The following is a 20,074-nucleotide window of genomic DNA, read 5'->3' on the forward strand; positions in this document are numbered from 1 at the left end:
CCTCGAGCACGCGGGTGCTTTTGCCAGGGTCAATGCCTCACTGAAAATCGACTATATAGTATTACTATTTAGCTAACAACTCTTCCAATGGCACGAATTAACGCTTAACTTAATCATCAGAAACGCCATTAAGTCTTACAATAAGAGAGCCGATCATGTCTGATTCCGATAAAAAACCCCTGCGTTCCGCCCAATGGTTTGGTACTGCCGACAAGAACGGCTTCATGTACCGCAGCTGGATGAAGAACCAGGGCATTGCCGACCATCAGTTTCAGGGCAAGCCCATCATCGGCATCTGCAACACTTGGTCAGAACTCACTCCCTGCAACGCCCACTTCCGACAGATCGCCGAACACGTAAAACGCGGCGTCATCGAGGCAGGCGGCTGGCCGGTGGAATTCCCGGTGTTCTCCAACGGCGAATCCAACCTGCGCCCCACCGCGATGTTCACTCGCAACCTGACCAGCATGGATGTCGAAGAAGCGATTCGCGGCAATCCGATTGACGGCGTAGTGCTGCTCACCGGCTGCGACAAAACCACCCCTGCGCTTCTGATGGGCGCGGCCAGTTGCGACGTGCCAGCCATCGTGGTGACCGGCGGACCGATGCTCAACGGCAAGCATAAGGGCAAGGACATTGGTTCGGGCACGGTGGTCTGGCAGATGCACGAAGCCTATAAAGGCGGGCAAATCACCCTTGATGATTTCCTCGCGGCCGAAGGCGACATGTCGCGTTCGGCGGGCACCTGCAACACCATGGGCACCGCCTCGACCATGGCCTGTATGGCCGAAGCACTGGGCACTTCCCTGCCCCACAACGCAGCGATCCCGGCGGTCGACTCCCGGCGCTATGTGCTGGCGCATATGTCCGGCATGCGCGCGGTAGAGATGGCCCGCGAAGACCTGCGTCTGTCGAAGATCCTCACCAAGGCTGCGTTCGAAAATGCGATTCGGGTTAACGCAGCTATCGGCGGCTCAACCAACGCCGTGATCCACTTGAAAGCCATTGCCGGGCGCATCGGCGTGGATCTGGAATTGGACGACTGGACCCGTATCGGGCGCGGCATGCCGACCATCGTCGACCTGCAACCCTCCGGACGCTTCCTGATGGAAGAGTTTTATTACGCGGGCGGTCTGCCCGCTGTTCTGCGGCGCATGGACGAAGCCAATCTACTGCCCAACCCCGACGCCTTGACCGTGAATGGCAAAACCATCCGCGAGAACAACCAGAACGCGCCGATTTATGGTGAAGACCAGGTGATCCGTGCCCTGGACAACCCGATCCGTGCCGACGGCGGCATCTGTGTCCTGCGCGGTAATCTGGCCCCCCTGGGCGCGGTGCTCAAACCCTCGGCAGCCACGACATCGCTGATGCAGCACCGGGGCCGAGCGGTGGTCTTCGAAAACTTCGACATGTACAAGGCCCGCATCAACGACCCTGATCTGGACATCGACGCCAATTCGATCATGGTCATGAAAAACTGCGGGCCCAAGGGTTATCCGGGCATGGCTGAAGTAGGCAACATGGGCCTGCCCGCCAAGCTGCTGGCCCAGGGTGTGACCGACATGGTGCGTATTTCCGATGCACGCATGAGCGGCACGGCTTACGGCACCGTTGTTTTACATGTGGCGCCGGAAGCCGCAGCGGGCGGGCCGTTGGCGGTGGTGCAAGAAGGTGACTGGATTGAGCTGGATTGCGCCAGCGGCCGCCTGCATCTGGACATCACCGACGCCGAACTGGCCGCACGCCTGGCCGACTGGCAGCCACCGCAACAGCAGCAACTTCTGGTGGGCGGCTATCGCGAGCTGTATGTGAAGCACGTGCTGCAGGCCGATCAGGGTTGCGACTTCGACTTCCTGGTGGGCATGCGCGGGGCAGAGGTGCCGCGGCATTCGCATTGATCGCGGTTTAACCTGTGGGAGCGGTGCTTGCCCGCGATAAGGTCTACGCGATCTAAAGTGAATCGCGTTCAGCCTTATCGCGGGCAAGCACCGCTCCCACAGGGATAGCGCCAGCACACGCGATCTCCTACAGCTCAACGCCGATGCTATGATGCTCCGCACTCATCGCTCAGGATTGACTTGCGTTCCCATGGATTATCGAAAGCCCTCCGACCGTAAAAGCATGCATGCCCGTATCGTCCAGGAGCTGGGCATGCAGATCGTCTCCGGGCGTTTCAAGCCTGACGAGAAACTGCCTGCCGAAGCCCTTTTATGCGAGGAGTACGCGGTCAGTCGTCCTGTATTGCGCGAAGCCACCCGGGTGTTGGTCGCCAAAGGTCTGGTGTATTCCAGGCCGCGAGTGGGCACGGTGGTCAAGGTCCGACGCGAATGGCATTTGCTCGATCCGGACGTGCTGCACTGGATCATGCAAAGCACGCCGCAGAATGAGTTTTTCCACCTGCTGACCAGCGTCCGCGCGGTCATCGAACCTGCCGTGGCAGCCCTTGCCGCGCAACACGCCACCGAAGATGAAATCGCCGCCATCGGTGAGGCTTATCAGCGCATGGAAGCCGCGCCAACGCCCGAAGCCTTGCTGCAACCGGACCTGGATTTCCATAGCCGGATCGCCGACGCCACCCATAATGACCTGCTGGCTCACCTGTGTAACATGTTGTCGCTGGCGCTGCGTGAAGCGCTAAAACACTCCAATCAGCGGCCCAACCTGCATGAACTGGCGCTGCCCCGTCATAAAGCGATCCTCACCGCCATCGAAAACCGCGACGCACTCGGCGCCCGGCATGCGACGTTGGTGCAGCTTGATGATGCGCGGAATGCGTTGAGTGTGGTGTTGGGGAGAGAGTTGGGGTTGTAAAAACGGCCCGTAGGAGCGCGCTTGCCCGCGATGGCGCCAGATCTGTTGATTCATTTGTTGACTGACCTGACGCTATCGCGGGCAAGCGCGCTCCTACAACCTGGACCTCAATGTGAAAACAGTGAATTCCCCACCTTGCCTGCCATCTTCTCCGGCTTGATCAGGAACCGCGCCAACGCTGGCAGCAGCCACAAGGCGCCGAACATGTTCCACAGCAGCATGAACGTCAGCATCAAGCCCATGTCGGCCTGGAATTTGATCGCGGAGAAGATCCAGGTGCACACGCCGATCGCCAGGCACAGCCCAGTGAACAGCACCGCTTTACCGGTGGACTTCAGGGTTTCGTAATAGGCTTCCTGCAGCGGCAGCCCCGCGCGCAGGAAGCTTTCCAGACGGCTGTAGATGTAGATGCCGTAATCCACGCCAATGCCCACACCCAGTGCCACCACCGGCAAGGTCGCGACTTTGACGCCGATGCCCATGAACGCCATCAGCGCGTTGCCCAGCACGGAGGTGAGCACCAGCGGCAGCACGATGCACAACGTCGCCGCCCAGGAGCGGAAAGTAATCATGCACATCGCCGCAACACACACGTAGACCAGCACCAGAATGGTCAACTCGGAATGTTTGATGACCTCGTTAGTGGCAGCCTCAATGCCGGCATTACCAGCCGCCAGCAGAAATTCCAGGCCTTCGCGATTGTTCTCATCGGCAAAGGTCTGCACCGCATGTACAGCGCGGTCCAGGGTTTCGGCCTTGTGGTCGTTGAGGAAGATCAGCAGCGGCGCCAGCGAGCAGTCATTGTTGTACAGGCCGTCAGCCCGGGCGATGGAGCTGTTGAGCACGTCCTTGTTGCGGGACAAGGACTCCCACTTCAGATTGCCCTCGTTCATGCCCTTGATCATCTGTTTGGACACGGTGACCAGCGAAATTGCCGACTGGACTCCGGGGGTGTTCTCCATCTTCCAGGCCAGCTCGTTGATCGCGGACATAGTCGGGTAAGCCGAACACCCTTCGCGAGGTGTCTTGACCATCACCACCAGCACGTCGGAACTGGTGGAGTAATTGTTGATGATGAAACTGTTGTCCTGGTTATAGCGCGAATCCGGGCGCAACTCTGGGGCACCCTGATCCAGGTCGCCGATCTTCAGGTTCTGGCTGTACCAAAGCCCGCCACCGAAGGCCAGCAACGCCAGAACAATGGACACCGGGGCCACTTTGGCACTGGCAAAGTTCGACAACAGGCGCCAGAAAGGATGCTCTGACACCGCGTCTTTCTTGCTGCGACTGATCGCTTTTTTGCTGATACCCGCGTAGGAAATCGCCACCGGCAGCAGTATCAGGTTGGTGAACACGATGACCGCCACACCAATAGAGGCGCCAATGGCCAGCTCTCGAATTACCCCGATATCAATGATCAGCAAGGTGATAAAGCCCACCGCGTCGGCCAGAATCGCGATCATGCCGGGCAGGAAGAGCTGCCGGAATGTACGCCGCGCAGCCGTCAGAGCGTTCTCGGCATCGCTGGATTGCAGAGCAATGCCGTTGATTTTCTGCACACCATGGGAGATACCGATGGCGAAGATCAGGAACGGTACCAGCATCGAATACGGGTCCAGTCCAAAGCCCACCACATGCATCAGCCCCAACTGCCAGATCACCGCAATCAGCGTGGTACAAAGCACCGCGATGGTGCTGCGGATACAGCGGGTGAACCAGACCAGCAGCACCAGGGTAATCACGAACGCCACGCCGAAAAACATCACCACCATCAGCAGTCCGTCAATCAGGTCGCCGACCTTCTTGGCGAAGCCGACGATGTGCACCTTGATATTCGGGTTTTGCGCCTGGTACTTGTCGCGAATCTTTTCTTCGAGTTGATGGGAGAACTGCTGGTAGTCCAGCTTGATCAGCTTGCCCTGATCCTCTGGGTCAGGATAAGACTCCAACAACGGGACATCGACGATACTCGACTTGAAATCGTTAGCCACTAACCGGCCAACCTGACCCGACTTGAGCACGTTGTTTCGCAATTGATCGAGGCTGTCGTCGGAACCGTTGTAGCTCTGGGGGATGACTTCGCCGCCGGCGAATCCTTCCTCGGTCACTTCGGTCCAGCGCACGCTTGGGCTCCAAAGTGACTTCAGACCCGAGCGGTCAACGCCGGGAATGTAGAAAACCTCGTCGTTGATTTCCCGCAGGGTCTCCATGTACTGCTTGGAGAATATGTCGCCGTCCAGCGCCTCCACCGAAATGCGCACCGTGTTGCCCAGATTGGCCAGGTCGTTGCGGTGTTCCATCATTTTCTGAATGAACGGATGATCCAGCGGGATCATTTTCTCGAAACTGGTGGACGGCCGAACCAGGGTCGCCTGCCAGAACAGGAAAATGCTGACCAGCAGGCAGATCACGATCACGGCCGGTCGGTTGTTGAAGATCAGGCGCTCAAGAAAAGTCGCCTTGTCGCCGTTGTGCTGCTGAGTGTCATGAAGATTGCTCATGCCGGAATTTCCCCGCCCTGATAGTTCTTATTGTTGGGTCGACTCGGCGCCCGTCGGCGAGGTGACGCGAACGCCACCCTGACCAACCAGAATCAGATTGCCCTGCGCGTCAGCTGTAACCCCGGACAGCGAAATCCGGTCGGGACGGTTGTAAACCTGGAAGGTCTGGCCGTCATCGGTGCTGCGCATCACGCTGCCGCCGTTGCCCACCAGGACCAGTGAGCCATCATCCAGCACCGTAGCGTTGGACAGGCCGAACTCAAGAGGGCCGCGAGCCCCCTGGAGTTCAATAGCGGTCCAACTGTCGCCAAAGTCCGTTGACCGATACAGATTGCCCCGCAGGCCATATACCAGCAGCGTGTCCGGCTTGCCGGTGCCAATCGCACCAAACAGCGAGCCTTGATAGGGTCCTTCGAGCTTTTCCCAGGTCTGCCCGTCATCCGCCGAACGGAACATCGCCCCCGCCTCCCCCACGACGAAAAGGCCGCTGTCGGTCACTTGAGTGATGCCATTGAGGTGGTACTGATCTTCGTTATCGAGTCGGTCGCTGACGTCCTGCCAATCCTTGCCGCCATCGGTGGTTGCCAGCAAAGCGCCGTAAGCGCCAACGGCGAAACCGTGACTGACATCCTTGAACCAGACATCCAGGAGAGGGGCTTCGCGCTTGAGGTCTTCGAACTGCTTGGTCCAGGTGACGCCGCCGTCGCTGCTGGCGAGGATCTGCGCATCATGCCCCACCGCCCAGCCATGCTTGTCATCGACGAAGTACACCGCTGTCAGCAACTGGCGGCTGGGCACTTTGGCCTGGGTCCAGGTTTTGCCCTGATCGTCGGAATAAAGAATATGTCCGCGATCACCGACCACGACCAGTCTCGCGCCCGCATGCGCCACGTCCAGCAGCAGGCCACGGGAGGATTTGGCTGATTCGATGGAGTACTGGGTGGCGTCAGCCGGTGCAGTGGCTGCGCTCACCGGGCTGGCAGGAAACAACAGTGAAATAGCCGCCAATAGCAAAAATGCCGTGGGCTGGAGCTTGCCTGTAGCGCAAGCCAATGGCTGACAGACCACCGGATCCACACCGGCTCGCGTGCGCCGATTTACAGGCTCACTCATGAAGCGTCCCCTATCCATTTTATTTTTATGAGGTCGACCCCGGCCAGGCGCTCTAGGCTTGGTGTTCTGGAGGCAGACCTATCCTATCCAGCTTTCGAAAGCCATGACAGTCAACATGGCGTCATCTTTGGTCTAGCCCTCTGCTGTGATTGGTGGGTTATCAGTTGGGGTGATGCTGTTCGACGGTAACTCAGGCATTTGCGGGAGCGGTGCTTGCCCGCGATAAGGCTGGACGCGTTGGACCTGATATCTGTGGCGGCTTTATCGCGGGCAAGCACCGCTCCCACAAGAGTGATCTCAATATTGACGCGACGACGTGGGACCGCCCGGGCGGCGTTCCGCTTGCGAGCAAACAAAGAATCTCCCACGTACCGCATCCGGCAAATGCCAGTGTAGGCCGAGTTTAAGCGCCCGGCCTGCAATTGTCAGAACTGATAGGCGACCGCCAGGGTGGTCATGGTTGTCCGGTTGGTCTGGGCGCTGGATTTGGGTTCAGTGACACCGCTCCAACCGTTGAAGGCATCCTTGATCAGCTTATTGCCCTTGGTCGACGTATAGACCTGATGATCGATACCCGCTTTGACTGATAGCTGCGGATTGACGTTATAGGTAAGTCCCAGAGCAAGGCTTTGCATGCGGCCTGTGTTGCCGTTGTCGCTACTGAACGTCGTTGCGCGCAGGTGGTGATTATCGAAATCCCTCGACCGCACCCAATTGCTGTATTTGAAGCGGCTTTCCAGGGTCCAGTTATGCAGATTGTAGAGCCCGACAAGCCCCAGATAAGGCGTGTCATAGGTCTGTTGATAACTGATGACTTTCAGCCCATCCGGGAAGCTTCCTTCTCGATCGCGAAATCCATCCTGGGAAGAATAGGTGTAGCTCCCGCCTTTGGAATCCCAATCAAATCGGCTGCGCTGATAACCCGCCATTACCCCAAGGGCAAGGTCTTCACGCTTGAGCGCCCAGGCGGTGGCAGCGAACTCAACCTGCCAGGCGTTCTTGAGGCGGGTCTTCGGATGGTCCGAGTAATGGGTCCAGCCGACATCCTCATCACTGAGCCAGTCGTAATCTTTCATATGACTATTGCCGGCACTGATCCGGGTCCAGCCGCGCAAGTCATAGGACAGCCAGTCCAGCGGATGGAAAGCCAGCCCGAGATGCATGGTGGGGACTTGTTTGATATCCCAGGTCAGCTGGCTGAGTTTTTCGCCATCCTGGTAGACCTTTTCCTGGGACCGGCCATTCAACAGTCCAAGGCCCAGGCTCAAATCAACGCTGCCCACCTTCAAGCGTTGCTCATTGGTCACCTTGGCATCGGCCAATGCCTGCTGTCCCAGCGCACTCAAACCCAGTGCAGTTAATAAAAGCAATGTATTGCGTCCATTTTTCAACAACATCCAGCACCTAGATCAGGGTCATAGGTGCGCCGACTGAAAGCCAGCGCACCGGAGGACGAAAGGATGAAGGTTGTTGAAGGACGCTTCTGCCAGACAAAGCGTTATGAACCTGTATGAATTCTCACCGTGAAGTGCTGGAAAGCCCCTACAAAAAAGCCATGCAAAAAAAAGGGCCTGCCGCGTGCGCGGAAGGCCCCTGCATTACCTGTGGATTTTATTCGGCGAGGCTTTTGCTCACCACCTCGAACACATCACTGGAAAGCTCACCGGAATCCCGGATACGCACCAGTTCGGCTTTCATCAACGCCTGACGGGCGCTGTCGTATTTACGCCAGCGGGTCAGTGGCGCCAATTGGCGGGACGCGATCTGCGGGTTGAAGCCGTTGAGCTGAATCACCAGATCCGCCAGGAAGCGGTAGCCTGAGCCGTCCGCTGCATGGAAGTTGATCAGGTTCTGGCCCGCGAAAGCACCGATCAGTGCACGCACCTTGTTCGGGTTTTTGATGTTGAACGCAGGATGCTGCATCAATGCCTTGACCCGATCCAGACCTCCCGGCAACGGGCTGCCGGCCTGGACGCTGAACCATTGGTCCATGACCAGCGGGTTGTCTTTGAAGTTCTCGGCAAACACCGCCAGCGCCTTGTCTTTCTCCGCGGTGAATGGCGAGTTGACCAACACTGCCAATGCGGTAAGGCGCTCGGTCATATTGTCAGCGCTATCGAACTGCTCAATGGTAGCGGCCAACACCTCTGGTTTCTCGCTGAGCATCAGGTAGGACAACGCGATGTTCTGCAACGCACGGCGGGCGAAGTGTTCGGCCTCGGCCACGTAAGGCGTGGCCTTGGACAACTGGCGATTGGCGGTGTAACGCGTCCACAAGCCGTCGAACAGGCTGTCCGCAAGCTGCTTGCGGACAAACTCACGTGCGGCATGGATCGCGTCGACGTCAGCCACTTCGCTGATTTCGGTCAGGTAGGCTTCACCCGGCAACGACAGCATTTCCGCGATCATGGCCTGATCCAGCGAAGTATCCGCCAAAACGGTGCCCAGGGCAGTGACCAGACGCTGATCAAGAACCATCGGCTGGCCCTTCTGATACTGGCCGATCAGTTCCTGAAGGACCTGAACCGACAGTTGCTGGCCCGCATCCCAGCGATTGAAGCCATCGCGGTCATGCTGCATCAGGAACATCAGTTGATCGCGGTTATACGGGAAGCTGAGTTTTACCGGCGCCGAGAAGCCGCGCAGCAGCGATGGCAAAGGCTGCTCGGCGATGTCGACGAAGGTAAAGGTCTGCTCGGCTTCTGTCACCGAGATCACCCGCGTAGTGCCACCTGCCGCCTCTTCGCCTTGCAGACGCAGAGCAATTTCGCCGCCCTGCTTGTCCAGCAAACCCAGTTCCACCGGAATCACGAACGGCTTTTTGCTCTCGCCAGGCTGACCCGGTGTGGTCGGGCAGCTTTGGCGGAAGGTCAAGCTATAGGTCTTGGCTGCGCTGTCGTAAGACTCGCTCACCGCCAGACGCGGCGTACCCGCCTGGCTGTACCAGCGCTTGAACTGGGTCAGGTCCACGCCGTTGGCGTCTTCCATGGCCTTGATGAAGTCATCACAAGTCACGGCCTGGCCGTCGTGGCGTTCGAAGTACAGGTCGCTGCCCTTGCGGAAGCCAGCAGCGCCCAACAAGGTGTGAATCATGCCAACCACTTCCGAGCCCTTTTCGTAAACGGTCAGGGTGTAGAAGTTGGAAATCTCGATGAAGCTGTCCGGGCGTACGGCATGGGCCATGGGACCGGCATCTTCGGCGAACTGGTGAGTACGCAGATAGGCAACGTCCTGAATGCGCTTGACCGTGGCCGAGTTCATGTCCGCGGAGAAACCGGAGTCGCGGTACACCGTGAAGCCTTCCTTGAGCGACAACTGGAACCAGTCGCGGCAAGTCACGCGGTTGCCAGACCAGTTGTGGAAATATTCGTGGGCGACGATGGCCTCGACCCGCTGGTGAGCGGCGTCGGTGGCGGTTTCGGCACGGGCCAGCACGGCGCTGGAGTTGAAGATGTTGAGGCCTTTGTTTTCCATGGCGCCCATGTTGAAGTCGTTGACCGCAACAATCATGAAGATGTCCAGGTCGTACTCGCGACCGTAGGTCTCTTCATCCCAGCGCATGGATTTCTGCAGGCTGGTCATGGCGTGCTGGCACTTGTCGATGTTTTCCGGCTCGACGTAGATGCGCAGGGTCACTTCCCGCTGGCTCATGGTGGTGAACTTGTCTTCGACGCACCACAGATCACCCGCCACCAGCGCGAACAGATACGCCGGTTTCATGAACGGGTCTTCCCAGGTCGCCCAGTGGCGGCCGTCGTCTTCCGGACCACTGGCAATCGGGTTGCCGTTGGACAGCAGGACCGGGAAGTTGTGCTTGTCGGCACTCAGGGTCGTGGTGAACTTGCTCATCACGTCCGGGCGGTCGAGGTAATAGGTGATCTTGCGGAAGCCTTCGGCCTCGCACTGGGTGCAGAACATGCCGCTGGATTTGTACAGGCCTTCCAGCGCGGTGTTGGTTTCCGGGTGGATGCGCACGCTGGTATCCACCGTGAACGACTCGGCCTTTGGATGCAGCGTCAGGTGGTCCGGGGTCAACTGGTAATCGGCAGCACTCAGCTCGGTATCATCGAGCTGCACCGACAATAATTCCAGCAGTTGGCCGTCCAGCACCAGCGGCGGCAGGCCCGCGCCACGGGCCGGGTTACGGCGCATCACCAGCTGGGCATGGACCAGGGAATGGTCATCGAACAGCTCGAACGTCAGGTGCGTTTCGTCGATGAGGTACTCGGGAGCCTGATAATCCTTCAGGTAGATCATTTGCGGTTGTTCGGTGCGCATGATGAGTCCTCTTACTGATGCACGGCGAGCTGATATGCCGTGTATTTGCGAATATTGATCACGCCGGTATCGAAGATCAGGTACTGGCCCTTGATCCCCAGCAATGTGCCTTCGGCGATCGGATTCTTGTCCAGATTGAAGCTGACGATCTTGGTCGGGTACGCCTCGACGGGGTAGCGGATCTCGATCGGTTCGACGTCATGCAGCATTTGGATGGCCTGCAGGCCAAATCGTTCTTGCAAGCCAGCCAGACCTGCGCCACAGCTCTCGAACAATTGCTGACGAATAGCCACCAGATCCACTGGCTCGGCGTCGCCCTTGAGCAAGGCACGCCAGTTGGTGCGGTCAGCCACCTGACTGCGCAGCAGGTCTTCGACGAAGCCAGACTGCTGGCGGGTCGCAACCCGCAGGATCGGCAAAGCCTGGCTGGCACCCTGATCCAGCCAGCGGGTGGGCAACTGAGTGGCGCGGGTGATGCCGACTTTCACGCCGGACGAATTGGCCAGATACACCACATGATCGGTCATGCAGAACTGCTCGCCCCAGGCCGGATCGCGGCAGGTACCGTGTTCGTGGTGGCACTTTTCCGGGCTCATGATGCAGATATCGCACTGCGCGAGCTTGAGCATGCAGGGGTAGCAATAACCCTGGCTGTAGCTGGATTTGGTCTTGCGGCCGCAATGGCTGCAATGAATCGCGCCAAGGAACTCCAGACGCACCGTTGTACCAATCAGCGGGTTGACCGGGATCTCGCTGTCACCCAGACGAAACGCATACTGCACCAGCGGCGTATCAAGGCGCGCTGACATTTTGTTGACTGCACCACGACCAATCTCAATCAATGGATAGCATCCGACTTGAACAGGATGTTGGGTACAGTCGTCGACTTGGAGGCGCATTCCTGCGGGCCCATGTAACCGATGCGCTGGTCTTCCGGCAGGTTCTGTACTTCCCAGGCGATCAACGCCTGCAGGGACAACTCACGCTGTTCCTGGGTCAGCTTGCGGCCATCGGACCATTTACCGATTTCCACGGCCAGTTTCAGGCTCTCGTAGATATCCGGTGTGATGTTTTCAATCATTTCAGCAAAAGAGGACATGGAGCACTCCTGACTCTCGAATAAGTAGCAGACGGCAGACTTTAAGCTCTGACCCGGGCAATCGCCCCGCCGATCAGACCTGTTGCACAACCAATAATCAGACCACCCACATGCGCGCCGTTGGCGATTTCGCCAAAGCCGAGCATGCTGACCAGCCCCGACAAGCACAACGCCAGCCAGACCAGCATCATCACCAGAACCCCACGCGGTAAACGGTAGATGGGGTTGGGCGCGAGCATTTGAAAGATCCAGCAATGGCCGAGCAGGCCATACAGCACGCCGGACAAACCACCAAACAGGCTGGGACCGCCGAACTGGTATTGAATGAAGTTGGAAACCCCGCTGAATAACAGGGTCAGGCCCAACAGCTGCAACCCGCCCTGGCGCCACTCGATGCGCCGCCCCAGTTCCCAGTACCACAAGGCATTCATGGCCAGATGCAGGATGCCGAAGTGGATCAGCATCGGCGTGACGATCCGCCACCACTGGCCTGACGCCAGGCTGTCGGCCAACGGCACGAAGGTCGCGTAGTCACCGCGTACCTGGAAATCAAGAAAGGTCAGCCAGCGCACCGCCTCGAGATTATCGCCCAGCAACGTGATGCCACCGACGATCAGACAGGCCAGCAACACCAAAGCGGTGACCGGGCTGTCACGCAATTGCTGAACAAAACCGGGACGCGACGCAGGACTGCCCTGCTCGCCCGGCGGCAACTGATAGTGCTCATCACCTTGGGGATATTGCTGATACAGCGCGCGAATGTCGTCGGCCAGTTGCGGCGTATCCGGCACCCACAGCACTTGCTCGCCGGCTTCTTCGCTGACCCGATGGGGTACGCGCAAACGATTCAACAGGCTGACGAAACCACTCAGGTCGGTGGTCAACGGCAGGCGTAATACAGCAACAGGACTCATCAAACAGCCTCGGGACGTTCGACATCGACCCAGACGAATTTCGCCGGATCGATGCGGGTTTCCTGGTCCAGCCGGTAGGCGACCAGTTTGCCGTAGAGCACGGCGCTGTAATCCAGACAGGCCAGATTGGGTCGAATTGGCGCAGGCACGCCGCTGCGCCAGTAATGGCCGACGAACAGCATCGGTTCGTCTACGCCGTAACGTAGCAAGGCATTTTTTTCGGTGGTGGACAGCGGCGTCTTGGCCACGCCTTCAGGTAGAGCGTCAGGCTGGAAAACCACGTCGCCATAGGTTTGCGGGTCGTCTTCCCAGAATTTGGTGCGGAAGAACTCCCGCGTCAGGCCGTCGCCGCCGGTCAGAGTCATGCCGTGGGGCAAACGCAAGTCGGTGCCACGCAGCAGACGGTCAAATACGGCACAGGCAAAACTGCCCTGCACGGCCGAGGCCTGAACGAAATGGCGATCAATGCAGCCAGTGCCATGCATCGCCAGCAGCGGGTTAATCAGGCTCGCGTCCCAGCAGGCATGTACCACCCGGAAACGCCCGGCATCAATGAACAGCGGCAATTCATAAAACCAGCTGACGAACTCCTTCCACTCCGCCGGGTATTGCTCGAATTGGGTCAGGGTCTCGCCAATCAGTCGCGCGTGACGCAGCGAATGCTCACGCACGAACTGCTTGCCGCTTTCCGGCAGGGCCGGTGTTTCCCAGCCCAGCGCGTTGAATTCGTGGTTGCCCATGATGCACAGCGCATGTCCTGCCGCCACCATATCGCGCACGATATGCAATGACTCACGGATCAGCGGGCCGCGGTCGATGATATCGCCCAGGAACAACGCGATGCGCTCAGGATGACGCCAGACGCCAGCCTGAAAGCGATAACCCAGCACGCTGAGCAATTGCTCTAACGTATGGGCACATCCATGCACGTCACCGATCAGATCGTAGCTACGCGCGGGATCGAGCATCAGTCGCCTCCACCACCAAGTCGGCTACCCCAGCCGAGCTTGGTGCGACAGACTTCGTAATAGTTATGGTCCAAAGGATGAATCAGGCGCAGTTTTTGCGGCTTTTTGCTGACGGTAATGGTGTCACCGGGGGCGCAGGTGAAATGGTTCTGCCCGTCGCAGGAGACCTGGGGATAAATCGTCATGTCCTTGGACACCACGATTTTCAGCTCACTGTTGCCATCAACCACAATCGGCCGGCCAGACAACGTATGCGGGTACATCGGCACGATCACAATGGCGTCCAGCTTGGGATGCATGATCGGTCCGCCAGCAGACAACGCGTAGGCGGTGGAGCCGGTTGGCGTGGCAACGATCAGGCCATCGGCCTTCTGGCTGCAGACGAACTGGCCATCGATATAAATCTCGAACTCGATCATCCGCGTCGACTTGCCCGGATGCAGCACCACGTCGTTCAGTGCGTCGCCCTGACCGATGGCTTCTCCGTGACGACGAACCTCGGCTTGAAGCAGGAAGCGGTTCTCTACCAGGTAATGACCGTCCAGCACCTCAGCGACTTTGACTTCCAGCTCGTCCGGGCGAATGTCGGTGAGAAACCCCAGGCTGCCACGGTTGATACCCAGCACCGGCACATTATGTTTGGCCAGCGCCCGTGCCGCGCCCAGCAAACTGCCATCACCGCCAACCACGATCACCATGTCACAGACTTCACCGAGCATCTTGCGCGAAGAGGTTTGCAGGCCGTGGCCGGGCAACACCTCAGCGATGGTGTCTTCCAGGATGACGTGCAGGTGCCGATCCAGCAGGAATCTCTTGAGTCGGCGCACGGTCTCGAGCACCTGAGCACTGCCCAGGCGGCCGATGATGCCGATATTGCGAAATTGCTCCATGGGGCTCCTGCGGGGTTCGATACGGCTTAAAGACAGGGATTATGGGTGAAAGGTCGGGGTAGCGGCAAACCCGGCGTGGCTTTACTTGGGCGATAAAAGATAAAGCGGTATGGCTACTGGCTATTTTTCATGTATCGCGGGCAAGCACCGCTCCCACAGGTCAGGGGATTCCATTAGAGCCAGGCTTGCCCGCGAATGCGGGCGGTGCGGTCTGTCAGGTGAATCGTGTCATCGTTCTTCGCAGGCAAGCCCGGCTCCAACAGGTCCGAGGATTCCGTGGGAGCGGTGCTTGCCGGCGATACAGGAGACGCCGCCCGCCGACATACCGCTTTATCATTTATCGCACCAAAACCATTTCCGCTATTCTCCGACCATGACCCTATTCCCCAGCCTCACACACCTGCCCCGCCAGTTACGCACGCCACAAGTGCGAGATCTGGCGTGGGTGATCCTCGCGCCACCGATGCTCGGCGAAACACCCTGGCCCCAGCGTCATCCCTTGTCGGCCAGTGAATGGGTCGCCAAACCGCAGCAACTGGCGGACTTTCTGTTCAGTCTGGACCACGACAGCAGCAGCCTCGACCAATGGCTGGCCCAAGGCGCCACCCGGCGGCTGGGCCTGTATTACGAACGCCTCTGGCAGTTTGCCGCACACAAGGCGCCCGGCGTCGAGATGCTCGCCGCCAACCTGCAGATTCGTGTGGCCGGGCAGACGCTGGGGGAGCTGGACATGTTGCTGCGCGATACCGAAGGCGTGCATCACGTGGAACTGGCAATCAAGCTCTATCTGGGGCCGCAACGGGGCGACGGCAGGGACCCGGCGCAATGGCTGGGCCCAGGCTGTCACGATCGTCTGGACCGCAAACTTGCGCATTTGAGCCAGCACCAATTGCCGATCTCATCGCGACCGGAAAGCCACGAAGCTCTCGCTCAGCTTGGCATTTGCAGTTTCAGTGCTGAATTGTGGCTGGGTGGCTACTTGCTGTACCCGTGGCCGGGGCAGGCGCAACCGCCGCAAGGTGCGCACACGCAACATCTGCGCGGCAGTTGGTTGCATCAGAAAGACTGGTACGAGTTCGCCGCGCAACGCCCCGCCGGACGCTGGCAATTACTGCCCCGCCACGCCTGGCTGGCGCCGGCTCATTACGCCCAGGCCTGGAGCATCGAGCAACTGGACGAGTGGCTGGCCCAGCTCAATCCGCTGGCACCGGCGCAACTGCTGGTACGCATGGTGGAAAACCACGGCGGCGAATGGGAGGAAGCTGAGCGAGTATTTCTGGTGTCCGACCTCTGGCCCCGGCTCGGCGACACGAGCAATGCAACTCAAACGGTGGCATTGCCCGCTGCATCGCTTTAAAACATCAGGCTGCCTTTTTTGTGCGTGGCAGCAGGATCGCCAGAATCCCCAGCAACGGCAGATACGAACACAGGTTGTAGACAAAGAGAATCCCGTGGCTGTCGGCCAGATAGCCGAGCAAGGCTGCGCCGATGCCACCGAAGCCAAACATCAGGCCGAAGAAAATCCCGGCGATCATGCCAACATTACCGGGCACCAGTTCCTGGGCGTAAACCACGATGGCGGAAAATGCCGAGGCCAGGATGAAGCCGATGATCACGCTCAACACGCCAGTCCAGAACAGGTCCGCATAGGGCAGCGCGAGGGTAAATGGCGCAGCACCGAGGATCGAAAACCAGATCACTGCCTTGCGGCCGATCCGGTCACCGATTGGCCCGCCGAAGAACGTGCCTGCAGCGACAGCACCCAGAAACAGGAACAGATACAGCTGCGAGGTCGCCACCGGCAGGTCGAATTTCTCGATCAGGTAGAAGGTGAAGTAGCTGGTGATGCTCGACATGTAGAAGAACTTGGAAAAGATCAGGAATGCCAGCACCACCAGCGCAGCGGTCACCCGACCTTTTGACAGACCATGGCTCGCCGCCTGCCCCTGTTTGAGCTTGAAGAGGCTCAAGTGGCTGCGATACCAGCGGCTTATGGCGTAAAGCAAACCCACGGAAAACAGCGCCACCAGGCCGAACCAGGCCACATGACCCTGACCGAACGGAATGATGATCGCTGCCGCCAGCAACGGGCCGAACGCTGAACCCGTGTTGCCACCTACCTGAAACGTCGACTGCGCCAGACCGAAACGGCCACCGGAAGCCAGGCGGGCAATGCGCGATGCTTCAGGGTGGAAGGTCGAAGAACCGATGCCGATCAGCGCAGACGCCAGCAGGATCATCGGAAAGCTGCCCACCACCGCCAGCATCAGAATGCCGATCAAGGTACACAGTGAGCCTACCGGCAAGACCAACGGATTCGGGTGGCGGTCGGTGTAGTAGCCGACCCAGGGTTGCAGCAACGAAGCAGTAATCTGAAACGTCAGGGTAATCAGCCCGACCTGAGTAAAGGTCAGCCCGTAACTTTCCTTGAGCAGCGGATAGATCGAAGGCAGCACGGCCTGAATCAGATCGTTGACCAGATGCGCCAGCGCTACGGCACCGATGATGCGCATGACCAACGGGCTTGAAGTACTTGCAGGAGCAGCAGTGGGAATTGCAGTTGCAGGAGGATTGCTGACGGCCATGGAATTCATCCGCGAAGCTATTGGATGTGCCACGACCCAGTCATTGCAAGATATGTCAGCGGCACAAGGCCTGCCAATGTGCCACTTTTGGGGGCACTGCCGCTACATTTTGTTGCAGGAAAGAGCACGCGGATCCCAATGTGGGAGCGGTGCTTGCCCGCGATGAGGGCACTGCGGTCTCCAGTGAACCGAGTCCAGCCTCATCGCGGGCAAGCACCGCTCCCACATGAATTGCATTATCAAATTCAGAATCAGGCAGCCGCACTCACACCCGCACCCTTCTCCCCCGCCGAAACATCATGCAGGGAAATCCGCGATGTCTCGGGCAGCGCCAGACCACCCGCCAACGCCAGCAGTGCCACGGCGATCAAGTAGAACGCTGGCGAGAGGTTGCTGCCAGTGGTGCTGATCAGCCAGGTGGCCATCAGCGGCGCGGTGCCGCCAAAAATGGTGTAGGCCATGTTGTAAGTGATCGCCGAGGCTGTGTAGCGCGTGCGAGTCGGGAAGGTTTCCGACAATAGCGCTGCTGTCACCACGCCACACAACACCGCGCCAACCGCCAGCAGCATCACCCCGACAATGGACGCTGCAAACGAGCCGGAGCTGGCCATCAGGAACGATGGGTAAACCACCACGATCAGCAACGCGCAGGCGGTCATGACCGTCGCCCGCCGGCCGACCTTGTCCGAATACAAACCGGCCAGCGGGCACATAGCGGCGGCAAAGATCAATGCAATCAGCGATACCAGCAACGCGGTAGCACGGCTCAACCCGCCAGCCACTTGCAGGTAGGTCGCGAAGTAAGTGGTGAACATATAGAAGGACAACGCCGTCAGCGATACGAATGCGCCCAGGCAGCAAATCGCCGCACCATGGTTGCGCAAGGTTTCCTTGAGGGGCGAATGGGCCACCGCGTGTTCTTGAGTCACCGCCTGGAATGCCGGGGTTTCATCCAGTTTCCAGCGCAGATACAAGCCGACCAGCCCTAACGGCGCAGCAATCAGGAACGGCAGACGCCAGCCCCAACTGCCCATGGCCTCGGCCGACAGTGACGCTTCCAGGGCATAAGCCACCACCGCTGCCGCCGCGAAGGCAGAAAAGGTCGAAACAGGGATGAAGCTGCCATACCAGGCACGCTTGTCGCTGGGCGCATGCTCCATCAGATAGGCGCAAGCCCCGGCGTATTCGCCCCCGGCTGAAAAGCCTTGGGCGCAGCGGATCAGAGTCAGGAGAATCGGGGCCATGACACCAATAGCCGCGTAAGTGGGGAGCAGACCGATCAGGGTCGTTGCGCCAGCCATCAACAGGATGGTCATCGCCAGGGTTCGTTTGCGACCAATTCTGTCGCCCAGCATGCCGAAGAAAATCCCGCCCAGCGGGCGAAAGGCGAACGCCACGGCAAACACCGCAAAGGTTTTCAGCAAGGCTGCACTGGCATCGCCACTGGGGAAAAATTGCTGGGCAATGGTCGTCGCCAGAAAGCCATAGACCGCGAAATCGAACCATTCAACGAAATTACCGATGGCAGCGGCGACAATCACTTTTCTCAGGGTTTTGGGGCTGACCTGCTCAGTAGCTGTGCTTGTCATGCTGGACCTCGACATTTCATCAGGAAGCTATCGATTATCAGGACAGTCGCGGCTATGGCTCACTCTGAAAGTGTCATCCACATAGTCAGGACCGACTCACCGTCAAACGATTGCGCATGATTCATGCCACCCGTTCTACATCAGCGCTTTAAAGCAGCATCCCGCGCCGACCTTGCAAGCCGCCGGTGTGCACGAAGATCAGTCGCCTCCCTGAAGAAAATCGCCCCGCGACCACTTCATCATGCAAGGCCATCAACGCTTTGCCGGTGTACAAGGATTCGAGGGGGATACCGCTTTGCGCTTCGCTGGTGGCGATGAAATCCAGCAAGGCGGGATCAGTTTTAGCAAAGCCGCCGCGGCTGGCGTTGATGAGGTGGTAGCCGTGGCCAGCTGACGTCAAATACTCCTCCTGTGGGAGCGAGCTTGCTCGCGAAGAGGCCATTACATCCAACACATCTTTTGAGCCTGACCAATCGCTTTCGCAAGCAAGCTTGCTCCCACGGGGTTGGGACGGCCCACAGATCGACGCCACATTCTGCGCCACCCCATGATCATCCGGCACGGCCATTGCGCCATACACTGCACGTTCACCCGCCTCGGCCAACACCAGCCCTGCCAACGTCGTGCCCGTCCCTGCAGCCAGCCACCAGGCGTGGTAGTCGTCCCAACCCAATACGCTCAACTCATCGTTGACCATCCTCAACAACCCGGCACAGCCCAGCGCACCGGGCAGGCCGCCGCCACCTTCAGGGATCGGATAGAAATCCGGATATTGGGTCAGCCAGGGCTCCCAGAAATCAGGTTCATGCCGGGCCCGATAGCCGCTGTAGCCCAGCCAGTGCAACTGCATGCCGAACGCCTGCAGGTCTTCAGTTGTTGGCGTCTCTACAGCGTGACCGCGTAGCAGCCCGACCATAGCGAAACCAAAACGCTTGCCCGCCGCAGCCAGGGCATGCAAATGATTGGAATGAGCGCCGCCAAGGCTGATAACCCCTTTCGCGCCCACATCACTGGCCTTGGCCAGATGATGAGCCAGTTTGAACCACTTGTTGCCGCTGATCAGCGGATCGATCAGATCCAGCCGCAGCACCGCCACCTCAACCCCGGCCTGCGCAAGCCAGGGTAGATTCAGCCGTTCGAGGGGTGCGCTGGGTTGCCAGTGGATTGGAGAGATAGACACGGATTTGGGCCGCTTGGGAAAGGGCGGAAGTTTAGCATTGGCTTACTTATGTTGGAGCGAGGCTTGCCCGCGAAGAACGATAACGCGGAGTGCTTATGAAACCGGAGTGACCGGTTCGCGGGCAAGCCTCGCTCCAACAGAGA

At 59.0% G+C, this 20,074-nt stretch carries 15 protein-coding genes; 3 read left to right on the top strand and 12 right to left on the bottom strand.

Annotated elements, in window-relative coordinates; translation table 11 throughout:
• The first annotated feature begins 155 nt into the window (after positions 1-155).
• On the top strand, positions 156-1,901 hold the full coding sequence (locus IV01_RS11410) for an IlvD/Edd family dehydratase (protein WP_032628995.1): 1,746 nt from the start codon (positions 156-158) through the stop codon (positions 1,899-1,901).
• A gap of 190 nt (positions 1,902-2,091) precedes the next feature.
• On the top strand, positions 2,092-2,814 hold the full coding sequence (locus IV01_RS11405; protein WP_032628996.1) for a FadR/GntR family transcriptional regulator: 723 nt from the start codon (positions 2,092-2,094) through the stop codon (positions 2,812-2,814).
• A gap of 107 nt (positions 2,815-2,921) precedes the next feature.
• Here the strand turns inward: IV01_RS11405 and IV01_RS11400 are convergent, their stop codons facing one another.
• From IV01_RS11400 to IV01_RS11365, 9 genes are all read right to left on the bottom strand, one after another.
• Entirely contained in the window at positions 2,922-5,315 is a 2,394-nt protein-coding gene (locus IV01_RS11400) for an efflux RND transporter permease subunit (protein WP_032628998.1), read from the bottom strand.
• Between the two features lie 27 nt (positions 5,316-5,342).
• The gene (locus IV01_RS11395) at positions 5,343-6,428 is read right to left on the bottom strand and encodes a WD40/YVTN/BNR-like repeat-containing protein (protein ID WP_032628999.1); all 1,086 of its coding nucleotides are present in this window, start codon (positions 6,426-6,428) and stop codon (positions 5,343-5,345) included.
• Positions 6,429-6,853: 425 nt separating this feature from the next.
• Positions 6,854-7,798, bottom strand: coding sequence for an omptin family outer membrane protease (locus tag IV01_RS25925; RefSeq protein ID WP_195758791.1), 945 nt, complete (start codon positions 7,796-7,798; stop codon positions 6,854-6,856).
• Positions 7,799-8,039: 241 nt separating this feature from the next.
• Positions 8,040-10,706, bottom strand: a complete 2,667-nt coding sequence (gene pepN / locus IV01_RS11390) for an aminopeptidase N (protein WP_032629000.1) — start codon at positions 10,704-10,706, stop codon at positions 8,040-8,042.
• A gap of 11 nt (positions 10,707-10,717) precedes the next feature.
• The gene (locus IV01_RS11385) at positions 10,718-11,548 is read right to left on the bottom strand and encodes a DUF2797 domain-containing protein (RefSeq protein WP_032629002.1); all 831 of its coding nucleotides are present in this window, start codon (positions 11,546-11,548) and stop codon (positions 10,718-10,720) included.
• On the bottom strand, positions 11,545-11,805 hold the full coding sequence (locus tag IV01_RS11380; RefSeq protein WP_027902009.1) for a YeaC family protein: 261 nt from the start codon (positions 11,803-11,805) through the stop codon (positions 11,545-11,547). Before IV01_RS11380 ends, IV01_RS11385 begins: the two co-directional genes overlap by 4 nt.
• A gap of 41 nt (positions 11,806-11,846) precedes the next feature.
• Positions 11,847-12,719 (bottom strand): rhomboid family intramembrane serine protease, encoded by an 873-nt coding sequence (locus IV01_RS11375; RefSeq protein ID WP_032629005.1) that lies wholly within the window; start codon positions 12,717-12,719, stop codon positions 11,847-11,849.
• Positions 12,719-13,687, bottom strand: a complete 969-nt coding sequence (locus IV01_RS11370) for a metallophosphoesterase (RefSeq protein WP_032629006.1) — start codon at positions 13,685-13,687, stop codon at positions 12,719-12,721. The genes IV01_RS11375 and IV01_RS11370 overlap by 1 nt, the downstream gene beginning before the upstream one ends.
• A complete protein-coding gene (locus tag IV01_RS11365) occupies positions 13,687-14,577 on the bottom strand; it encodes an NAD(+) kinase (RefSeq protein ID WP_032629008.1) in 891 nt (296 codons plus the stop codon). The genes IV01_RS11370 and IV01_RS11365 overlap by 1 nt, the downstream gene beginning before the upstream one ends.
• Positions 14,578-14,950: 373 nt before the next feature.
• Between IV01_RS11365 and IV01_RS11360 the strand changes: the two genes are divergently transcribed.
• The gene (locus tag IV01_RS11360; RefSeq protein ID WP_032629010.1) at positions 14,951-15,934 is read left to right on the top strand and encodes a DUF1853 family protein; all 984 of its coding nucleotides are present in this window, start codon (positions 14,951-14,953) and stop codon (positions 15,932-15,934) included.
• Between the two features lie 4 nt (positions 15,935-15,938).
• On the opposite strand, the gene IV01_RS11355 is transcribed toward IV01_RS11360, so the two are convergent.
• The 3 genes from IV01_RS11355 to IV01_RS11345 all read right to left on the bottom strand — a co-directional run bounded on the left by IV01_RS11355 (position 15,939) and on the right by IV01_RS11345 (position 19,931).
• Positions 15,939-17,162 (bottom strand): MFS transporter, encoded by a 1,224-nt coding sequence (locus tag IV01_RS11355; RefSeq protein WP_032629011.1) that lies wholly within the window; start codon positions 17,160-17,162, stop codon positions 15,939-15,941.
• Between the two features lie 251 nt (positions 17,163-17,413).
• Positions 17,414-18,751: an MFS transporter gene (locus IV01_RS11350; RefSeq protein ID WP_032629013.1), complete on the bottom strand. Its 1,338-nt coding sequence runs from the start codon at positions 18,749-18,751 to the stop codon at positions 17,414-17,416.
• Positions 18,752-18,899: 148 nt separating this feature from the next.
• Complete coding sequence (locus tag IV01_RS11345) at positions 18,900-19,931, bottom strand: 1-aminocyclopropane-1-carboxylate deaminase/D-cysteine desulfhydrase (protein WP_032629015.1); 1,032 nt, start codon at positions 19,929-19,931, stop codon at positions 18,900-18,902.
• Between the last annotated feature and the right edge of the window lie 143 nt (positions 19,932-20,074).

Source organism: Pseudomonas syringae, assembly GCF_000737245.1.
In the GTDB taxonomy this organism is placed as follows: domain Bacteria; phylum Pseudomonadota; class Gammaproteobacteria; order Pseudomonadales; family Pseudomonadaceae; genus Aquipseudomonas; species Aquipseudomonas syringae_J.

Bases quoted from the DNA above. Each gene is read 5' to 3' on its own strand.
- IV01_RS11395 (WP_032628999.1), bottom strand. From the start codon at position 6,428: ATGAGTGAGCCTGTAAATCGGCGCACGCGAGCCGGTGTGGATCCGGTG.
- IV01_RS11365 (WP_032629008.1), bottom strand. From the start codon at position 14,577: ATGGAGCAATTTCGCAATATCGGCATCATCGGCCGCCTGGGCAGTGCT.
- IV01_RS11380 (WP_027902009.1), bottom strand. From the start codon at position 11,805: ATGTCCTCTTTTGCTGAAATGATTGAAAACATCACACCGGATATCTAC.
- IV01_RS11400 (WP_032628998.1), bottom strand. From the start codon at position 5,315: ATGAGCAATCTTCATGACACTCAGCAGCACAACGGCGACAAGGCGACT.
- IV01_RS11370 (WP_032629006.1), bottom strand. From the start codon at position 13,687: ATGCTCGATCCCGCGCGTAGCTACGATCTGATCGGTGACGTGCATGGA.
- IV01_RS11405 (WP_032628996.1), top strand. From the start codon at position 2,092: ATGGATTATCGAAAGCCCTCCGACCGTAAAAGCATGCATGCCCGTATC.
- IV01_RS11360 (WP_032629010.1), top strand. From the start codon at position 14,951: ATGACCCTATTCCCCAGCCTCACACACCTGCCCCGCCAGTTACGCACG.
- pepN (WP_032629000.1), bottom strand. From the start codon at position 10,706: ATGCGCACCGAACAACCGCAAATGATCTACCTGAAGGATTATCAGGCT.
- IV01_RS11350 (WP_032629013.1), bottom strand. From the start codon at position 18,751: ATGACAAGCACAGCTACTGAGCAGGTCAGCCCCAAAACCCTGAGAAAA.
- IV01_RS11410 (WP_032628995.1), top strand. From the start codon at position 156: ATGTCTGATTCCGATAAAAAACCCCTGCGTTCCGCCCAATGGTTTGGT.
- IV01_RS11375 (WP_032629005.1), bottom strand. From the start codon at position 12,719: ATGAGTCCTGTTGCTGTATTACGCCTGCCGTTGACCACCGACCTGAGT.
- IV01_RS11355 (WP_032629011.1), bottom strand. From the start codon at position 17,162: ATGGCCGTCAGCAATCCTCCTGCAACTGCAATTCCCACTGCTGCTCCT.